The organism is Phenylobacterium sp. (assembly GCF_031181185.1).
In the GTDB taxonomy this organism is placed as follows: domain Bacteria; phylum Pseudomonadota; class Alphaproteobacteria; order Caulobacterales; family Caulobacteraceae; genus Phenylobacterium.
On sequence record NZ_JAPSKZ010000014.1, the window covers coordinates 1 to 15603 of the forward strand.

The window sequence follows — 15603 nt, forward strand, 5'->3', positions numbered from 1 at the left end:
TCGGGTCCGGCGGCAAGGGCGGCCGGGCGCATGCGCCGGACGAATGGATCGACGTGGCCAAGCCCGAGAGCGTGCGCGGCATGGGCGTCGGCCTGGCGGCCCTCATCGCCATGGCGAACCGCTAGCCGCCGATGTCCAGCCAGGTCGCGATCGTCGGCGCGGGGCCCGCCGGGCTCTTCGCCGCCGAGCGGCTGGCCGGTGCGGGTGTGGCTGTGACGGTGTACGACCGCATGCCGTCGGTCGCGCGCAAGTTCCTGATGGCCGGACGCGGCGGCCTGAACCTGACCCATTCAGAAGACTTCGAGGCGTTCGTCGCACGCTATGGCGAGGCGTCGGCGTGGCTGCGGCCCTACCTAGAACGCTTCCCGCCGACCGCGCTGGTCGCCTGGGCCGAAGGCCTGGGACAGCCGACCTTCGTGGGTTCGTCGGGGCGGGTGTTCCCCGCGGCGTTGAAGGCCTCTCCGCTGCTGCGGGCGTGGCTCACCAGGCTGGGCGGGCTGGGCGTGGCGGTGCGCGTCCGCTCGGAATGGCGCGGCTGGACGGCCGACGGCGCGATGGTGCTGGGCGACGAGGAGGTCCGGCCGGACGCCGCGATCCTGGCGCTGGGCGGCGCCTCGTGGCCGAAGCTGGGGACCGACGGCGGCTGGGCGGAGTTCCTGCCCCGGGACGTGACGCCATTTGCGCCGGCGAACATGGGCGTCGACGTCGCCTGGAGCCCGGTGATGCAGGGCTTCGCCGGGCAGCCGCTGAAGGGCATCGCGCTGACCCACGGCGGTCGCACGGTGCGCGGCGAGGCGGTCGTCAGCCGCTACGGCCTCGAGGGCGGCGCGGTCTATGCGATCTCGGCGGCGCTTCGCAAGGCGATCGCGGCCGACGGGGCGGCGGTGCTGGAGGTGGACCTTCGGCCCGACATGAGCGTCGGCGCCCTGACCGCCCGACTGGCCAAGCCGCGGGGAAGCCAGAGCCTGTCGAACCATCTGCGCAAGGCGCTGAAGCTCTCTCCGGTCGAGACCAACCTGCTACGCGAGGCGCACGGCAAGGACCTGCCGGCGGAGCCCGGCGCCCTGGCCCGCGCGATCAAGGCGGCGCCTCTCAGGCTGACCGGCGTGCAGGGCCTCGCCCGGGCGATCTCGTCGGCCGGCGGCGTCCGCCGGGACGCGGTGGACGAGAACCTGATGTTGACCTCACGGCCGGGCGTGTTCGTCGCCGGCGAGATGCTGGACTGGGAAGCGCCGACCGGCGGCTATCTGCTGCAGGCGAGCTTCGCGACCGGCCTGGCGGCCGCGGAGGGCGTCCTAAGGCGGCTGGAATAGATGCGCCCTCGTCGGTGAAGCCGTCGGCCGGCGTGCTAAGCTCCTCCTCGGGAGGACGCGAGATGGACAAGCTCACCGCCAGGTTCGACGTCGACGGCCACGCCGCCGAGCTCCGGGAGCAGGGCTTCACCGTCATACGCGACTTCATGGACGCCGCGACCCTGCAGGCCGTGCGCGACAGCCTTGCGCCGTACATGGGCGCGCGCCGCGGACGCAACGCCTTCGAGGGCTTCAAGACAGAGCGGGTCTATACGCTGGTGGCGCGGGCCAAGGTGTTCGAGGACCTGACCGCCGAGCCCCGCATCCTGGCGCTGCTCGACCGGTTCCTGCAGCCTGGCTACCTGCTGACCGCCAGCCAGTCGATCCAGATCAACCCCGGCGAGGCCGCGCAGGACCTGCATACCGACGACGGCTTCTATCGCCAGCCCCGGCCGAGACCCGCGATCAGCTACACCGTCATCGCGGCGGTGGACGCCTTCACCGCGGAGAACGGCGGGACCGAACTGATCCCCGGCAGCCACCTGTGGGGCGACGCCGGGGCGGAGGGACGGCCAAACGATCCGGCCGAACTCGAACGGATGCTGGTCCCGATGGAGATGCCGGCAGGCGCCTGCTTCGTGATGGCGGGGACCGTGCTCCACCGCGGCGGCGCGAACCGCAGCGACCGGCCGCGGCTGGCCTTCACGAACCAGTATTGCGAACCCTGGGCGCGGACGCAGGAGAACTTCTTCCTCGGCGTCCCGGCCGAGCAGGTGCGCACGATGTCGCCGCGGCTGCAGACGCTGCTGGGTTACGAGATCTGGCCGCCGTTCATGGGCATGATCAGCTCGGTCCACCCGCGCAAGGCGCTGGAGCCCGGCTGGATTCCGCCGGTCGTGGCGCAGCGGCCGAACTAGGCGAGGTTGCGGCGGAACAGGGCGAACAGGCGCTCCCAGTGGCGTTCGGCGGCGGCCTTGTCATAGGCGGCGCGCTGCGGGAAGGCGAAGCCGTGGTGGCAGCCGGGATAGAGCTCGACCTCGGCCTTGGCGCGGCTGTCCTTGAGCGCGGCGTCCAGCGCCTCGACCATCTCGAGCGGCGCGTAGGGGTCGATCTCGGCGCAGGCGAAGTAGAGCTCGGCCCTGGTCTTCTGGGCCGCCAGGTGCGGGCTGTCGGCGCGGTCGGTGACCAGCTGGACGCCGTACAGCGAGGCGGCGCAGCGAATGCGCTCGGGATGGCGGGCGGCGGCGTTGATCGCGTACTGGCCGCTCATGCAGTAGCCGATGGCGCCCGCCGGGCCCTGGCTGGCGGCGGGGTCGCGGTCGGCGAAGTCCAGCAGGGCGTCGGCGTCTTCCATCACCATGGGGATGTCGATGGAGCCCATCAGCTCGAACATCCGCGCCCGGGCCTCGGCCTCGGGCAGCGGCGGCAGGTCGGCGAGTTCAAGGACGCCGCGCCGGTAATAGAGGTTCGGCAGCATCACATAGTAGCCGACGGTGGCGATCCGCCGGGCCATGTCGCGCAGCTCCTCGCGGATCGCCGGGGCGTCCATGAAGAAGAGGACGATAGGGTGCGGCCCGCCACGCTCGGGGTGCGCGATGAAGGTGGTGGTGGCCCCATCTTTGGTGGGGATGTCGATCGTCTGTTCGATCACGGCGCGCTCCTTGGCCAGGAACGCTAGGCAAGAGACCCCGCCCGAGGCAAGCCTCAGGCCGCTTTCTGCAGCTCCTGCTTCACGCGCTCGGCCAGGGTCTTGATGTCGATCGGCTTGGGCAGGAACGACACGTTGCGCTCGCCCTCCAGCAGGTCCGAGAACTCGCTCTCGGCGTAGCCGGAGATGAACATCACCGGCGCGGCGCCCAGGTACTGGCGGGCCTGTTTCAGGAGGTCGGGCCCCTGCATGCCCGGCATGACCACGTCGGAGATCATCAGGTCGATCTCGCCGGCGTGGGTTTCGGCGTACTCCAGGGCCTCCTCGCCGCTGGCGGCCTCGATCACCTCGTAGCCGCGGGCGCGCAGCAGCTTGGCCGCCACGCCGCGGACGGCGTCCTCGTCCTCGACGAACAGAATGCGGCCGGCGCCGGAGAGGTCGCGGGCGGCGGGACGCTTGGGCTTGGCGATCGGCTCGGGCGGCGGGGCCACGATGGCGGCCGGCACGTGCACGGGCAGGAAGATGCGGAAGGCCGCGCCCTCGCCCGGGCGCGAGTCCACCGAAATCCAGCCGTCGGACTGCTTGACGATGCCATAGACGGTGGCGAGGCCAAGGCCCGTCCCCTCGCCCACCGGCTTGGTGGTGAAGAAGGGGTCGAAGATCTTGTCCATCGCCTCGGGCGGGATCCCGGGGCCGTCGTCCGAGACCTGGACCAGGGCATGGTCGCCCTGGGCCATCGGATAGCCGAGGTTGCGCGCCTCTTCCTGCGTGACCCGACCGGTCTTGATCTTGATGCGGCTGCCGCCGTGGCTGCGGATGGCGTCGCGGGCGTTGACCACAAGGTTCATCACCGCGGTGTCCAGCTGGCCGCGATCGGCGCGGACGTGGGGCAGGTTGCGGCCGTAGTCGGTGACGAGCTTGATGTCCTCGGGGAGCAGCCGGCGGAGCAGGACCTCGGATTCCGAGATCATCTCGCCCACGTCCAGGATCTCGCGCTGGACCGTCTGCTTGCGCGAGAAGGCGAGCAGCTTGCGGACCAGGTCGGCCGCCCGCATCGAGGTCTGCTTGATTTCGTTCAGGCCCTCGTAAGAGGGATCGCCCACCGGGTGGCGTGCGGCGAGCACGTCCAGCTGCATCAGGATGGCGGTCAGCAGGTTGTTGAAGTCGTGGGCGACGCCGCCGGCCAGCTGGCCGATGGCCTGCATCTTCTGGCTCTGGGACAGCTGCAGTTCGATCTGCTTCTGCTCGGAGACGTCGACGAGATAGGCCACCCAGCGCCCATCGCTCTTCGACAGGTACAGGTGGGCGATGCGCTGCGGGTCGTGCGCCAGGCGGACCTCCAGCGGCGCCTTGCCGTCGGCCAGCCGCTGGGCGGCGTCGGCGCGGCTGGAGGGCTCGATCAGCTCGCCGAACGGCTGGCCGACCTGCCACGCGCCGGCGACGGACTTCAGCGCCGGATTGGCTTCGACGATGGTGGCCTCGAACGGATCCTCGCCCTCGATGAGGGCGGCGCCGAAGGGCGAGGCGGCGGCGAAGGCGTCCAGCACCTTCGGCGGCGGCGCCTTGGCGTTCGAGAAGGCGTTCAGCACCTCCATCGCCGCCGACGGCAGGGCCAGCGTGCCGCCCTGCCCCGTCAGGCGGACCAGATAGCGGCGAGGGCCGACGGGCGAGATCAGCGCCTTGCGTTCCTCGCCGGCCACCTTGAGCAGCGCGCGGCCGAGGTCGCCCCGGCGGGCGGCGGCGAGGGCGCCGAACAGGCTGGCGGCGGCCGCGCCGCTCTTGGGCAGGCGCATGGCCGGACCCATGGCCTCCCGCCAGGCGGCGTTGGCGACCGACAGCTTGCCGTCGGGCGCAGCGATGGCGGCGGGCTCGTCCAGGGCGGCCAGGAAGGTCTCGGCGCCCTGGTCGCTCTCGACGGGAGCCTCGGACCCGGTGCGCAGGACGAACAGGCCCAGGCAGGCGACCCCGGCCAGCCCGATCAGCAGCATCATGCTGGCGAGCGTCGCCGGGCCGGCGTCGAGCGCCGGCGCCGCGGCGAAGCCCACGGCGAGCAGGAAGAACACGATCGCGGCCCCGGTCAGGGGATCGAAGCGGTTCCTGGGCTTGGACGGCGGTTCGGCCAACGAGAGGGCCTCCGGCGATTCGGTCTTCAGCATTGTGTCACAGGGGCTTAGGCGCCGCACGGCGCGCGCCGCGTCCGGCGTTGAGGATGAAGCCGATGATCTTGGCGACGGCTTCGTAGTGGGCGGGCGGGATCATGTCGTCCACCTCGACCGCGGCATAAAGCGCGCGGGCGAGCGGCGGGTCTTCGATGACGGGCACGCCGGCCTCCTCGGCGACGGCGCGGATCTTAAGGGCGAGGCTGTCGAGGCCTTTGGCGACGCATAGCGGCGCGCCGGTGGAGTCGGCTTCGTACTTCAGCGCCACGGCGTAGTGGGTCGGGTTCATGATCACGACGGTCGCGTCGGGCACCGCCTGTATCATCCGCCGGCGGGCGCGTTCGATCCGCAGCTGCTTCTGCCGGGCCTTCACGTGCGGGTCGCCGTCGGTCTGCTTGTAGTCCTCCTTCACCTCTTCCCGGCTCATGCGCATCCGCTTCATGAAGCGGTGGCGCTGCCACAGCCAGTCGGCGCCGGCGATGCTGAGCGAGAGCGCGGCGGCGGCGAAGATCAGCCGCTTCAGGATCTCCAGCGCGAACGGCAGCATGGCGATCGGGTCGAGGGCCGAAAGATTGGCCAGCTGAGAGACGTAGGGCTTCAGCACCCACCAGCCCAAGACGGAGGTGATGATGACCTTCAGCGTGGACTTGGCGAACTGCATCAGCCCGTCGGGACCGAAAATCTTCTTGAAGCCGCTGAGCGGCGACACCTTCTTCAGGTCGGGCTTGAGCTTCTCGCCCGAGAACATGAGGCCCGTCTGCATCAGGTTGCCGGCCACGCCGCAGATCATCGCCACGCTGAAGACGATCGCCAGCGCCGGGGCGGCGGCCAGGATGGCGTGACGGGCGACGCCCACGCCGCCCTGGCCGTCCAGGGCGATCTCATGCGGGTGGGCGATGAACGGCACGAGCTCGTGGGCCAGGTTGCGCGACAGCCAGCCGCCGAAGATGAAGACGGCCGCCGACACGCCGGCCAGCACCGCGAATGCCGACAGGTCCGGCGTCTTGGGAACGTCGCCCTTCTCCCGCGCCTGGGATAGTTTTCGCGGTGTTGGTTCTTCTGTCTTGGAGGCGGCGTCTTCGCTCATGAGCCGAGGAAGGCCCCCACCAGCTCACGATAGCGGTCGACCCACACGAGGCCGATGACGCCCAGGCTGAGCGCAAACACCGCCAGACCCAGCAGCACGATGATGGGCGTGGCCACGAAGAACACCTGGAACTGCGGCATGACCCGGCCGACCAGGCCCACGGCGACGTTGAAGATCAGCGAGAAGACCAGCACCGGCGCCGCCAGCTGCAGGCCCAGCGCGAACGAGCGGCTGAGGGTCTGGACGGCCAACTGGGCGGCGTCGGCGACGGGCACGTCCCGGCCGAAGGGGAACAGGCTGTAGGAGCGGACGATCGCGGCCAGGAACATGTGGTGCAGGTCGGTCGTCATGATGAGGACGATCCCCAGCAGGCCCAGGAAGGTGGAGAGCGTCGGCGACGGCTGGGCCTGCATCGGGTTGGCGGTCTGTGCGAACGACAGCGTCGTGCCCAGCGAGACCATCTCGCCCGCGGTGGCCAGCGACATCATGAAGATGCGCAGGATGCCGCCGATCATCAGGCCGATCAGGATCTCGCGGATCACCTCGCCGGCCATGGCGCCGGTCGTCGCCGGCAGCGCGGGCGCCGTCGGGCCCAGCACCGGGAACAGCATCAGCCCCAGCGCCAGCGCGAACGACAGCCGGATGCGCGGCGGGATGAACGTCTCGCCGATCCCCGGGATGAGCATGACGATCGCGCCCAGCCGCGCGAAGATGAGGCCGGCGGCGAAGACCTGCTGGGCTGTGGCGTAGGATTCCATGGGGCCTTGCCGCCCCGGCTCACATCGCCGCGATGCGGGCCGCGATGTGCTGCATGAAGCCGCTCATCAGCGCGCCCATGAGCGGCAGGAAAATCAGGAGCGAGACGAAGATCGCGACGATCTTCGGCGCATAGACGAGGGTGGCTTCCTGGATCTGGGTGAGGGCCTGCAACAGGCCGATGCCGACGCCCACGATCAGGCCCACGATCAGCACCGGCGCCGACAGCTGGATGGTGAGCCAGATGGCGTCGCGCCCGACGTCCAGAACCTCGGCGCCGCTCATGAAATCCCCCGAAAGAACACTGAAAACGGCGGCCGACTCCGCCGGGGCCAGAGTCGGGCCAGTATGGTTAACGAACGGCTACCGGTGGGCAGGAATTGCCTAGAGCCCGAGGTCGTTCTCGAGCTGCCGGGCGGCCTGGGCGGGCGTCGCCTTCCCCGCCTCCCGGTCGACGCTGTAGTTGGCCGCGCGCATGGCTTCGACGGGGACCTTGCCGATGAGCGGCTGCAGGACGCCGAGCAGGCGGCGGTCGCCGGCCCGCTTCGGCGAGACCAGGACGACGGCGTCGTAGGGCGGGATCGCCCCTTTCGGGTCGGTCAGCACGACGAGCCGGTCGGCGGCGATGCGGCCATCCGACGAGAACGCCGAGATCACGTCGGCCTCGCCGCCGGCGAGCGCTCGGTACATGAAGGTCGGCTGGTAGGACCGGGCGCTGCGGAAGTTCAGGCCGTAGGCCGCCTCGACCGCCTTCCATTCGGGCCGGGAGAGGAACTCCAGGTCCGAGCCCAGCGCGAGCCCTGGCGCCCGACGCGCCAGGTCGTCCAGGCTCGCCACGCCCAGCTCCCGGGCGCGGTCGGGCCGCATGACGAAGGCGTAGGCGTTCTCGAAGCCCAGCGAGCCCAGCACCTGCACGCCGTCGCGGCGGGCGAGTTCGGCCGTGAGCTGGTCCAGCACCGCCTGGCGGCCGGGATTGTCCGTGCGGCCCAGCACGTTCGTCCAGAGCGTGCCCGAGTAGTCGACGTAGACGTCCACCTCGCCAGCGGCCAGCGCCCGGTAGGCGACGGCGCTGCCCAGGTCCTCCTTGCGCGAGACGCGAGCCCCGCCCCGTTCGAGGCGCCCCGCGATCAGCTCGGCCAGGATGTACTGCTCGGAGAAGTTCTTGGCGCCCACAACGTAGGCCGCCGGCCGGCCGAAGCTGGCGAGCGGCAGGACGGCCAGCGCGACGCCTGCGAAGAGCGCGGCCGCCGCGCCAAGGGCCAACCCGCGCCGCCGACGGCGGACGCCCGCCTCGGCCAGGCCCAGCAGTTGGTCGGCGACCAGGGCCAACAGCGCAGAGGCCGCGCAGCCGAAGAGGACGAAGACCCAGTTCTCGGTCTGCAGCCCTGCGAAGATGTAGTTGCCGAGGCTGGTCTGGCCGACCGGCGTCGAGAGCGTGGCCGCGCCGATGGTCCAGACGGCGGCGGTGCGTACGCCGGCCATGATCACGGGCGCGGCCAGCGGCAGCTCCACCTGGAACAGCCTCTGACGCGCATCCAGTCCCAGGGCGTCGGCGGCCTCGCGCACGGCGGGGTCGATGCCGCCCAGGCCGGCGACGGTGTTCCGCAGGATCGGCAGCATGGAATAGAGCGTCAGGGCCAGCAGGGACGGCAGAAAGCCGAGCGCCGAGAAGCCGCCGCCGAAGATCGCCCGGCTCAGCGCCGAGAGCGCCAGCAGCAGGGGATAGAACAGGGCGAGCAGCGCCAGGCTTGGGATGGTCTGGATCAGGCTGGCGAGGGCCATCAGGGGCCAGCGGAGCCGGGCGCTGCGGGCGGCGGCCACCGCCAGCGGCAGGCTGATCGCGACGCCCAGGGCCAGGGCGCTGGCGCTGAGCAGCACGTGCCAGGCGAGGTACTCCGGCAGGCGCTCGAAAGCGGCGGCCAAACGTGGGCTCCACTGGGCGTTCATGCGCCGAACCGCGCCTCGAGCCGCCGCGCCTGGCGCAGCGGCGCCTCGAGCAAGGCGCGCACGTCAGGATCGGCGGCCTGGGACAGGAGCTCAGCCGGCGCGCCGTCGGCGAGGATGCGCCCCTCCTTCAGCACCACCACGCGGTCGGCGAGCAGCACCGCCTCGGCTATGTCGTGGGTGACCATGAGGGTGGTCACGCCCAGCCGCTCGTGCAGGGCGCGGTAGTCGGCGCCCAGCGGCTCGCGGATGATGGGATCGAGGGCGCCGAAGGGCTCGTCCATCAGAACCAGCGGCGGCTCGCCGGCGAGCGCGCGGGCGACGCCCACCCGCTGGCGCTGGCCGCCCGAGAGCGCGGCGGGCAGGCGGTCCTTCACCTCGACCGGGAGCCCGACGAGTTGCAGCAGCTCCGCCGTCCGGGCGACGATACGCTCGGTCGGCCAGTCCAGCAGCGCCGGCACGACGGCGATGTTCTCGGCCACCGTGCGGTGCGGGAAGAGGCCGATCTCCTGGAAGACGTAGCCGATCCGGCGGCGCAGGACGTGCGGCCGGGCGGCCCGCGCCACGTCCTCGCCCAGCACGGCGACGTGGCCGGCGTCGGGGCGGATCAGGCCGTTGAGCGTCTTGAGCAGCGTGGTCTTGCCCGAACCCGAGCCGCCGACCAGCGCCACGAATTCACCCGGACCGACCGTCAGGCCGATGCCGTCGAGGGCGGGCCGCCCTCCGTACCGCTTGCAGACGCCCTCGAGGCGGATCACCGGCTGCATCGCCTCAGCCGTAGCACGGTTCCGGGGTCCCCGCCGCCGCCGCGACGCGTTATGACGATCGCCTGGACAGTCCCATGGAGTATCCGATGACCCGTTCCCTGATCGCGCTCGCCGCCCTTGCCGCCGTCGTCGCGGGCCCCGCCCAGGCCGAAAGCCTGACGGCCGACCTGAAGAACGGCGCAGGCGAGACCATCGGCAAGGCGACCCTGACCGAAGCGCCCAAGGGCGTGGTGATGCGCATCGAGGCCCGGGGCCTGACGCCCGGCTGGCACGGTCTGCACTTCCACGAGAAGGCGGACTGCTCGAAGTCGGACTTCACCAGCGCCGGCGCTCACACCCGCCACGGCGAGGGCAAGGCCGTGCACGGCCTGCTGAATCCGCAGGCCAACGAGACCGGCGACCTGCCGAACATCCACGCGGGGCAGGACGGCGCGGCCGCAGCCGAGGTCTATACCACCCTGACGACGCTGAAGGCCCTGCGCGACGCAGACGGCTCGGCGGTGCTGATCCACGCGAACGCCGACGACCACATGACCCAGCCCATCGGCGGCGCCGGCGCGCGGGTGGCGTGCGCGGTGGTGAAGTGAGCGCGTAGCGACTGGATCCGGGTTTTCGCCGGGATGCCTCGCTTTCGCGGTCAGATCGGCATCCGCAGGATCTCCTGGTAGGCGCTGATCACCTGGTCGCGGACCGCCATGACGGTCTCCAGGCTGGCTTCGGCGGCCGAGATCGCCGTGACGACATCGATCAGCTCGGCCTTGCCCTGGACCTGGGCGGCGATCTGGGTCTCGGCTTGGCGCGAGGCCTGGACGGCGTCGCCCATGGCGGCCTTGAGGATGTCGCCGAAGCCCGGCCCTGCGGCCGGGGCGGCGGTTTCCGAGCCGCCTTCCACGCCCAGGCCCTTCTGGGCGGCGGCGTAGGCCTTGGCGGCGGCAAGCGGCGTGATCATGCCCTAGCCCCTACTTCTTCAGGAGGTCGAGCGTGCGCATCTCCATGGCGCGCGCGGTCTCGATGACATTGAGGTTGGCTTCGTAGGCGCGCTGGGCTTCGCGCATGTCCATCGCCTCGACCAGCGAATTGACGTTCGGCAGCTTCACATAGCCGTTGGCGTCGGCCGACGGATGGCCCGGGCTGTATTCGGTGCGGAAGTCGCTCTGGTCGGGCTCGACCCGCGCCATGCGCACGCCCTGGCCGCCGCCGGAGGCCACCTTGGCCGGTTCGAACACCGGCGCCTGGCGGCGGTAGGGATCGCCGCCCGGCGTCTTCGCCGTGGAGTTCGCGTTCGCCAGGTTCTCGGCGATGATCCGCATGCGGGCCTGCTGGGCCCGGAGCGCGGAGGCGGCGATCGCCTGGGCGACGCCCGCCATGGAACGCTCAGCCATCGGTCAGCCCCCTAGCCGCGGCCTGGCGGGCGAGCCGCCATGCGCAGGATGTTCATGGATTTCTGGTAGAAGCCGATGGCGGCGTCGTAATTCATGCGCGCCTCGGACATCTTCATCATCTCCTCCTCCAGCACCACGGCGTTGCCGTTGAGCGTGGTTTCGGAGCCGGGTGCGGCCACCGCCTTGTAGGCGCCGGCGGCGCCGCGGCGTTCGTTCCTGGGCGCCATGTGGCCGGCCTGGGTCGTCGCCATGCGGGTCGCGCCCGCCGTGGCGCCTTGCGCCTGCATCTGGGCCTGGAAGCCGAGCGGCTTGAGGTCCTGGGAGACGTACCCCGGCGTCTCGGCGTTGGCGACGTTCTGGGCGATCACCTTCTGCCGCTCGGACAGATAGCCCAGCCGGCCGCGCAGCATCGAGAAGATCGGAATCTCGGCCAGGTTCATGGCGAACAAGGTGAATAAACAGGGTTAATCGGCTCTTAAGAGACTCAGGGCCGGATGGGGGCGCAAAGGACCTCCGCCGCAGAAGCGCCCATGAACTTCGTCGACTTCCTCCGAGCCGTCTTCGCGCTCGCGCTCACCCTGGGACTGGTGGGCCTGGCCGCCGTGGCGCTGCGCCGCTACGGGCCGCAGGCGCTGGCGCGTTTCGGCCAGCCCCAGCGGCGGGAACGGCGGATGCGGGTCGTGGAGAGCCTGGTCCTGGATCCCGCGCGGCGACTGCTGATCGTCGAGTGCGACGGCCAGGAACGCCTGCTGCTGCTGGGCGAGGGCCGCCTGCTGGGCGAGACCCGCGCCCTGCCCGGCTCGAGCGCCGCCCAGCCGGACGCCCGCTGATGCTGCGCGACCTCTCCAAGGCTGTCCGCGCCCTTCCCGCCGAGGACTGGCGCCGCGCTGCGGCGCTTTCGGCGCTCGCCACCCTGGCGGCCCTGGTCTTCCCGGCCGCCGCGGCCGCGCAGGCGGTGAACATCGACCTGGGCACCGGCGCCGGTCTGACCGAGCGCGTGGTCCAGCTGGTAGGCCTGCTGACGGTCCTGTCGCTGGCGCCCTCCATCGTCATCATGACCACCTCGTTCGTGCGCATCGTGGTCGTGCTGTCGCTGCTGCGCACGGCGCTGGGCGTGCAGCAGAGCCCGCCGAACGCGGTGATCATCTCGCTGGCCCTGTTCCTGACGGCGATTGTCATGGGACCGACGTTCGAGCGCTCGTACCAGGAAGGCGTGAAGCCGCTCCTGGACCAGCAGATGGAGCTGCCCGCCGCCTTCGACGCCGCGGGCGGCCCCGTGAAGACCTTCATGCTGAGCCAGGTGGACGAGGACGACCTCGCCCTCTTCATCCGCTTGTCGCGCATCCCCAAGCCGGCGACGGCCGAGGAGACTCCGCTGCGCGTGGTCACGCCGGCCTTCATGATCTCTGAGCTGAAGCGCGCCTTCGAGATCGGCTTCCTGCTGTTCGTGCCCTTCCTGGTGATCGACCTGGTCGTCGCCAGCGTGCTGATGAGCATGGGCATGATGATGCTGCCGCCGGTCGTGGTCAGCCTGCCCTTCAAGCTGATCTTCTTCGTCCTGGTGGACGGCTGGCGACTGGTGTGCGGCAGCCTCGTGGAGAGCTTCCAGCGCGGCGCGGGCGGCTAGCGCCGCCAGGCAGAGCGTAGGCTAGTTCTGCGCCGCCTTGGTGGCAGGCGCGGCTTCCGCCTGCCTGGCCGGCGCGGGCGGCTTGCCCGTCGGCGAGGGGCGCGTCTTGAAGCGGGTCTTCATCTTGGCGACCCAGCCTGCGAAGGCCTCGCTGTCAGCGCTGACGCGGCCGAAGTCGCCGACGGTGAGGCGGCCAGACGGCGCGCCGGAGAGCGCGATGCGCAGCGCCTCGGGATTGTTCGCCTTCTCGTAGAAGCCGGCGTACTGGCGCTCGAGCCGAGACAGCGACGCTTCGTCGCCGGCCAGGCTGTAGGCGACGCCCGCGCGCAGCAGCTTGCCTTCTTCCTCGGCGGTCAGCGGCTCGGGGTTCTTCCAGCGCTCGCCCAGGCCCTTCTCGAAGAGGGGACCGGCCGCCGCCCAATTCTTCTGCTTCCAGGTGATCTCGGCCCGGAGTTCCTGGGCCTCCCTGGAGGCGTCGCGCTCGATGATTTCGAGCGCGCTTTCGAAACGGCCGACGCCGGCCCAGGCGCGGGCCTCGATCAGGCGGCGTTCGTTGTTGAGGGCGGTCGGCAGGACGGTCGTGCGCGAGGCGTTGATCGCCTGGATCGCCGCCTCGGGCTTGCGGTCCATCAGGTAGATGAGGGCGAGGTCGGTGGAGACCTGGGCTCTGGCCACGCCCTCCAACCGGTTCTCGGCCTGGTACTTCAGGAGCTCGGCCGCCTGGGGCAGCAGATCGACGTCGACCAGCCGGCGGACCAGCTTGCGGACCATCAGGTCGCCGTCGGCGCCGATCGGGGTGAGCTCCTTGAAATCGTAGAACAGGGCCAGCGCCTGGACGGGCTCCAGGCCGTCGGCCATGCCGTCGAGGAACAGGGCGCGGAAAGCGGCCGAGAGGTCCGCCTGCAGCTGCAGCGCCTCGGGCAGGTCGGGCAGGCGGCCGCCGGCGGTGCGCAGCGCCTCCAGCGCTTCGCGGTAGCGGCCCTGGCCGAGATAGAGGTTGCCCAGGGCGCGGATGGTCTCGAGCTCGGTCGCGTCGCCCCGCCAGCGGTAGCGCAGGTTGTCGAAGACGGTGGCCGCCTGCAGCGGCGTGAGCTTGCCCGTCTCGAGCTGGATTTGGGTGGCCCGCAGCAGGGCCGGCGCGGAGATGGAATCCACCGGCGCGCGGGCAATCGCGTTGTAGATCCGCAGCGCGCGGTCCTTATGGCCCTGCAGTTCGACGATGCGGGCCTGCACGAGGCGGCTCTGCAGCTCCTCCTGGGCGCCGGCTTTCTCCTGCAAGGCGAGCTTGATCCGGGCTTCGGCGCCGACGAGGTCGCCCTGGTAGAGCGAAGCCTGGGCCTCGGCCCGGGCGAAGCGGGCCTTCCAGGCCGGCGAAAACAGGGCGAAGGACTCGGCCCCGCGGCTGAACTGGGCGCGCGCGTCGGGCCAGTGGGCCAGCTGGGTCGCCACGTACGATCGCCACATGGCGCTGGACGGATCGTCGGCGAGGCTGGGCGACGACAGGTCGGCCTCGGCCTCCTTGTAGCGGCGGGCGAGCACGCGGGCGACGCCGCGCAGGCCGCGGAATTCGGGGTCGTCGAGCATCTCCGGATGCTCGCGGGCCAGGTTGTTGAGGACGCCGATCGCCTCGAACGACAGCTCGGAGCCGACCAGGAAGCGGGCTAGCGCCATGCGCGCGGCGACCGGCGCCTGCCGGTCGTTGTTGGCGCCTTCCTGGGTGGCGGCGTTCAGAAGTGCGTTGTAGCGGGCGAGGAAGCCGCCCTCGCCGGTCTTGGCCCAGTCCTCGGAGATCAGCGCCGGCATGGCGGCGGGCTTGGGCGCGCCGAGTTCGGCCTGGACCTTGTCGCGGATGGCCCAGGCGGGCGAGAGCGTCAGGCCCTGCGGCCGGCCGATGCGGACGATGTCGCCGTCCCGCTCGACGCTGAGGTCCTCGACAAAGGACTCGACGGCCAGGCCCTGGATCGAGGGCAGCAGCGCCATCTGCACATAGTCGCGCCGGCTGGGCACGCCCTTCGGCGGGCCAAGCGCCGTGACCACGGTGATCGCGTCGCCCACGACCGGGTCGGCGAACTGGACCACGCGAGTGGCGCCGGCCACGGGGGCCTTGACCACGGGCGGTCCGCCGGCCTCGTCGCGGCCGAGGCGAACGATGCCGGGTTGTGACTGGGAGCCGGGCCCAAGGGCGATGGTCCAGGTGTTGCCGACCGCCGTGGCGAAGATCGGGGTGTCCTTGGCCGTCTCGATCCTGAGGGCCGCGTGATCGGACCCGCGGAACGCCTGGATGGCGCCGACCTGCTTCAGACCCTTCGGCGCAGCGGAGACGTCGAGCTTGGCCGGCGCGTCGAAGACGACCCACACCGCGCCACCCCGGCGGAAGACGGCCGCGCCGGCCGGATTGGCCCAGGCGAAGGTGAGCTGGGCCTGACCCGCGGCGACGTTGACCCCCATCTTCACCACGCCGCCCGGCGGCAGCGGGTTGGGCCTGGGCGGCTCGGGCTCGGCCTGGACGACCTGGGCGGGCGCCTCGGGCGCGGGCGGCTTCTCGAAGACGTTGACGTAGGACGCGCCGTCGGCGGTTCCGACCTTCGCGTCGGCGTCGTCGGCGAGGGTGATCAGGAGTTGCAGCCGACCGCCCGTGCGGCGCTTCTCAGCCGTCTTGATCCAGCGCGGCGGCGAGGTGCGCAGGCGCGAGATGTCGGGATCCGCGTCGCGGCTGAAGGTCAGGACGAGAACCTGCCCGTCGCGCTTGGACGAGACGCTGGCCTGCCCCTTCCAATGGAACTCGAGGCGCGAGAACGTCTCGGCCTGGGCGACGCGGACGTCGAGCGGCCCTTTCGCCAGGGCTTCGGCGGCCGGCGCGGCCACGCTCGCCGGCGCCGCCACCGAGGCGATGCAGGCGGCGGCGACGCCGGAACGCAGGGCCTGGCGCAGGCTCATGGTC

General features: G+C 71.2%; 16 protein-coding genes. 5 read left to right on the forward strand and 11 right to left on the reverse strand.

Annotation, left to right across the window (positions count from 1 at the left end; all coding sequences use genetic code 11):
• Positions 1-131: 131 nt before the first annotated feature.
• Entirely contained in the window at positions 132-1313 is a 1182-nt protein-coding gene (locus tag RIF93_RS02940; RefSeq protein WP_309088292.1) for a TIGR03862 family flavoprotein, read from the forward strand.
• A 62-nt stretch (positions 1314-1375) separates the two neighbouring features.
• A complete protein-coding gene (locus RIF93_RS02945; RefSeq protein ID WP_309088294.1) occupies positions 1376-2209 on the forward strand; it encodes a phytanoyl-CoA dioxygenase family protein in 834 nt (277 codons plus the stop codon).
• On the opposite strand, the gene RIF93_RS02950 is transcribed toward RIF93_RS02945, so the two are convergent.
• From RIF93_RS02950 to RIF93_RS02980, 7 genes are all read right to left on the reverse strand, one after another.
• Complete coding sequence (locus tag RIF93_RS02950) at positions 2206-2943, reverse strand: dienelactone hydrolase family protein (protein ID WP_309088295.1); 738 nt, start codon at positions 2941-2943, stop codon at positions 2206-2208. The genes RIF93_RS02945 and RIF93_RS02950 overlap by 4 nt on opposite strands.
• A 53-nt stretch (positions 2944-2996) precedes the next feature.
• Positions 2997-5096, reverse strand: coding sequence for a cell cycle histidine kinase CckA (gene cckA / locus RIF93_RS02955; protein ID WP_309088297.1), 2100 nt, complete (start codon positions 5094-5096; stop codon positions 2997-2999).
• A gap of 4 nt (positions 5097-5100) precedes the next feature.
• Positions 5101-6186 (reverse strand): flagellar biosynthesis protein FlhB, encoded by a 1086-nt coding sequence (gene flhB / locus RIF93_RS02960; protein WP_309088299.1) that lies wholly within the window; start codon positions 6184-6186, stop codon positions 5101-5103.
• Positions 6183-6944 (reverse strand): flagellar biosynthetic protein FliR, encoded by a 762-nt coding sequence (gene fliR / locus RIF93_RS02965; protein ID WP_309088301.1) that lies wholly within the window; start codon positions 6942-6944, stop codon positions 6183-6185. Before fliR ends, flhB begins: the two co-directional genes overlap by 4 nt.
• 19 nt (positions 6945-6963) lie before the next feature.
• A complete protein-coding gene (gene fliQ, locus RIF93_RS02970; protein ID WP_309088302.1) occupies positions 6964-7227 on the reverse strand; it encodes a flagellar biosynthesis protein FliQ in 264 nt (87 codons plus the stop codon).
• A gap of 99 nt (positions 7228-7326) precedes the next feature.
• Complete coding sequence (locus tag RIF93_RS02975) at positions 7327-8889, reverse strand: ABC transporter permease/substrate-binding protein (protein ID WP_309088303.1); 1563 nt, start codon at positions 8887-8889, stop codon at positions 7327-7329.
• The gene (locus tag RIF93_RS02980) at positions 8886-9653 is read right to left on the reverse strand and encodes an ABC transporter ATP-binding protein (protein WP_309088304.1); all 768 of its coding nucleotides are present in this window, start codon (positions 9651-9653) and stop codon (positions 8886-8888) included. Before RIF93_RS02980 ends, RIF93_RS02975 begins: the two co-directional genes overlap by 4 nt.
• Positions 9654-9739: 86 nt before the next feature.
• On the opposite strand from RIF93_RS02980, the gene RIF93_RS02985 reads away from it, so the two are divergent.
• The gene (locus RIF93_RS02985; RefSeq protein WP_309088305.1) at positions 9740-10240 is read left to right on the forward strand and encodes a superoxide dismutase family protein; all 501 of its coding nucleotides are present in this window, start codon (positions 9740-9742) and stop codon (positions 10238-10240) included.
• Positions 10241-10290: 50 nt separating this feature from the next.
• Here RIF93_RS02985 and fliE read toward each other — a convergent pair whose 3' ends face one another.
• The 3 genes from fliE to flgB are packed head-to-tail and all read right to left on the reverse strand — an operon-like array spanning position 10291 to position 11475.
• Complete coding sequence (fliE, locus tag RIF93_RS02990) at positions 10291-10602, reverse strand: flagellar hook-basal body complex protein FliE (RefSeq protein WP_309088306.1); 312 nt, start codon at positions 10600-10602, stop codon at positions 10291-10293.
• Between the two features lie 10 nt (positions 10603-10612).
• Entirely contained in the window at positions 10613-11035 is a 423-nt protein-coding gene (flgC, locus tag RIF93_RS02995) for a flagellar basal body rod protein FlgC (protein ID WP_309088308.1), read from the reverse strand.
• An 11-nt stretch (positions 11036-11046) separates the two neighbouring features.
• Positions 11047-11475 carry a flagellar basal body rod protein FlgB gene (gene flgB, locus RIF93_RS03000; protein ID WP_309088310.1) on the reverse strand — a complete coding sequence of 143 codons (429 nt, stop codon included), beginning with the start codon at positions 11473-11475 and terminating at the stop codon, positions 11047-11049.
• A 90-nt stretch (positions 11476-11565) separates the two neighbouring features.
• Here flgB and RIF93_RS03005 point away from each other — a divergent pair, with 90 nt between their 5' ends.
• Positions 11566-11865 (forward strand): flagellar biosynthetic protein FliO, encoded by a 300-nt coding sequence (locus RIF93_RS03005; protein ID WP_309088312.1) that lies wholly within the window; start codon positions 11566-11568, stop codon positions 11863-11865.
• The gene (gene fliP, locus RIF93_RS03010; RefSeq protein WP_309088313.1) at positions 11865-12662 is read left to right on the forward strand and encodes a flagellar type III secretion system pore protein FliP; all 798 of its coding nucleotides are present in this window, start codon (positions 11865-11867) and stop codon (positions 12660-12662) included. The genes RIF93_RS03005 and fliP overlap by 1 nt, the downstream gene beginning before the upstream one ends.
• 21 nt (positions 12663-12683) lie before the next feature.
• On the opposite strand, the gene RIF93_RS03015 is transcribed toward fliP, so the two are convergent.
• Positions 12684-15599: an endoglucanase gene (locus tag RIF93_RS03015; protein WP_309088315.1), complete on the reverse strand. Its 2916-nt coding sequence runs from the start codon at positions 15597-15599 to the stop codon at positions 12684-12686.
• Positions 15600-15603 lie beyond the last annotated feature (4 nt).

What these genes read in the sequence shown, in the direction of transcription:
- fliE (WP_309088306.1), bottom strand. Translation starts at nt 10,602, where the DNA reads ATGATCACGCCGCTTGCCGCCGCCAAGGCCTACGCCGCCGCCCAGAAG.
- flhB (WP_309088299.1), bottom strand. Translation starts at nt 6,186, where the DNA reads ATGAGCGAAGACGCCGCCTCCAAGACAGAAGAACCAACACCGCGAAAA.
- flgC (WP_309088308.1), bottom strand. Translation starts at nt 11,035, where the DNA reads ATGGCTGAGCGTTCCATGGCGGGCGTCGCCCAGGCGATCGCCGCCTCC.
- fliR (WP_309088301.1), bottom strand. Translation starts at nt 6,944, where the DNA reads ATGGAATCCTACGCCACAGCCCAGCAGGTCTTCGCCGCCGGCCTCATC.
- RIF93_RS03005 (WP_309088312.1), top strand. Translation starts at nt 11,566, where the DNA reads ATGAACTTCGTCGACTTCCTCCGAGCCGTCTTCGCGCTCGCGCTCACC.
- RIF93_RS03015 (WP_309088315.1), bottom strand. Translation starts at nt 15,599, where the DNA reads ATGAGCCTGCGCCAGGCCCTGCGTTCCGGCGTCGCCGCCGCCTGCATC.
- RIF93_RS02940 (WP_309088292.1), top strand. Translation starts at nt 132, where the DNA reads ATGTCCAGCCAGGTCGCGATCGTCGGCGCGGGGCCCGCCGGGCTCTTC.
- RIF93_RS02980 (WP_309088304.1), bottom strand. Translation starts at nt 9,653, where the DNA reads ATGCAGCCGGTGATCCGCCTCGAGGGCGTCTGCAAGCGGTACGGAGGG.
- cckA (WP_309088297.1), bottom strand. Translation starts at nt 5,096, where the DNA reads ATGCTGAAGACCGAATCGCCGGAGGCCCTCTCGTTGGCCGAACCGCCG.
- RIF93_RS02975 (WP_309088303.1), bottom strand. Translation starts at nt 8,889, where the DNA reads ATGAACGCCCAGTGGAGCCCACGTTTGGCCGCCGCTTTCGAGCGCCTG.
- fliQ (WP_309088302.1), bottom strand. Translation starts at nt 7,227, where the DNA reads ATGAGCGGCGCCGAGGTTCTGGACGTCGGGCGCGACGCCATCTGGCTC.
- fliP (WP_309088313.1), top strand. Translation starts at nt 11,865, where the DNA reads ATGCTGCGCGACCTCTCCAAGGCTGTCCGCGCCCTTCCCGCCGAGGAC.
- flgB (WP_309088310.1), bottom strand. Translation starts at nt 11,475, where the DNA reads ATGAACCTGGCCGAGATTCCGATCTTCTCGATGCTGCGCGGCCGGCTG.
- RIF93_RS02985 (WP_309088305.1), top strand. Translation starts at nt 9,740, where the DNA reads ATGACCCGTTCCCTGATCGCGCTCGCCGCCCTTGCCGCCGTCGTCGCG.
- RIF93_RS02945 (WP_309088294.1), top strand. Translation starts at nt 1,376, where the DNA reads ATGGACAAGCTCACCGCCAGGTTCGACGTCGACGGCCACGCCGCCGAG.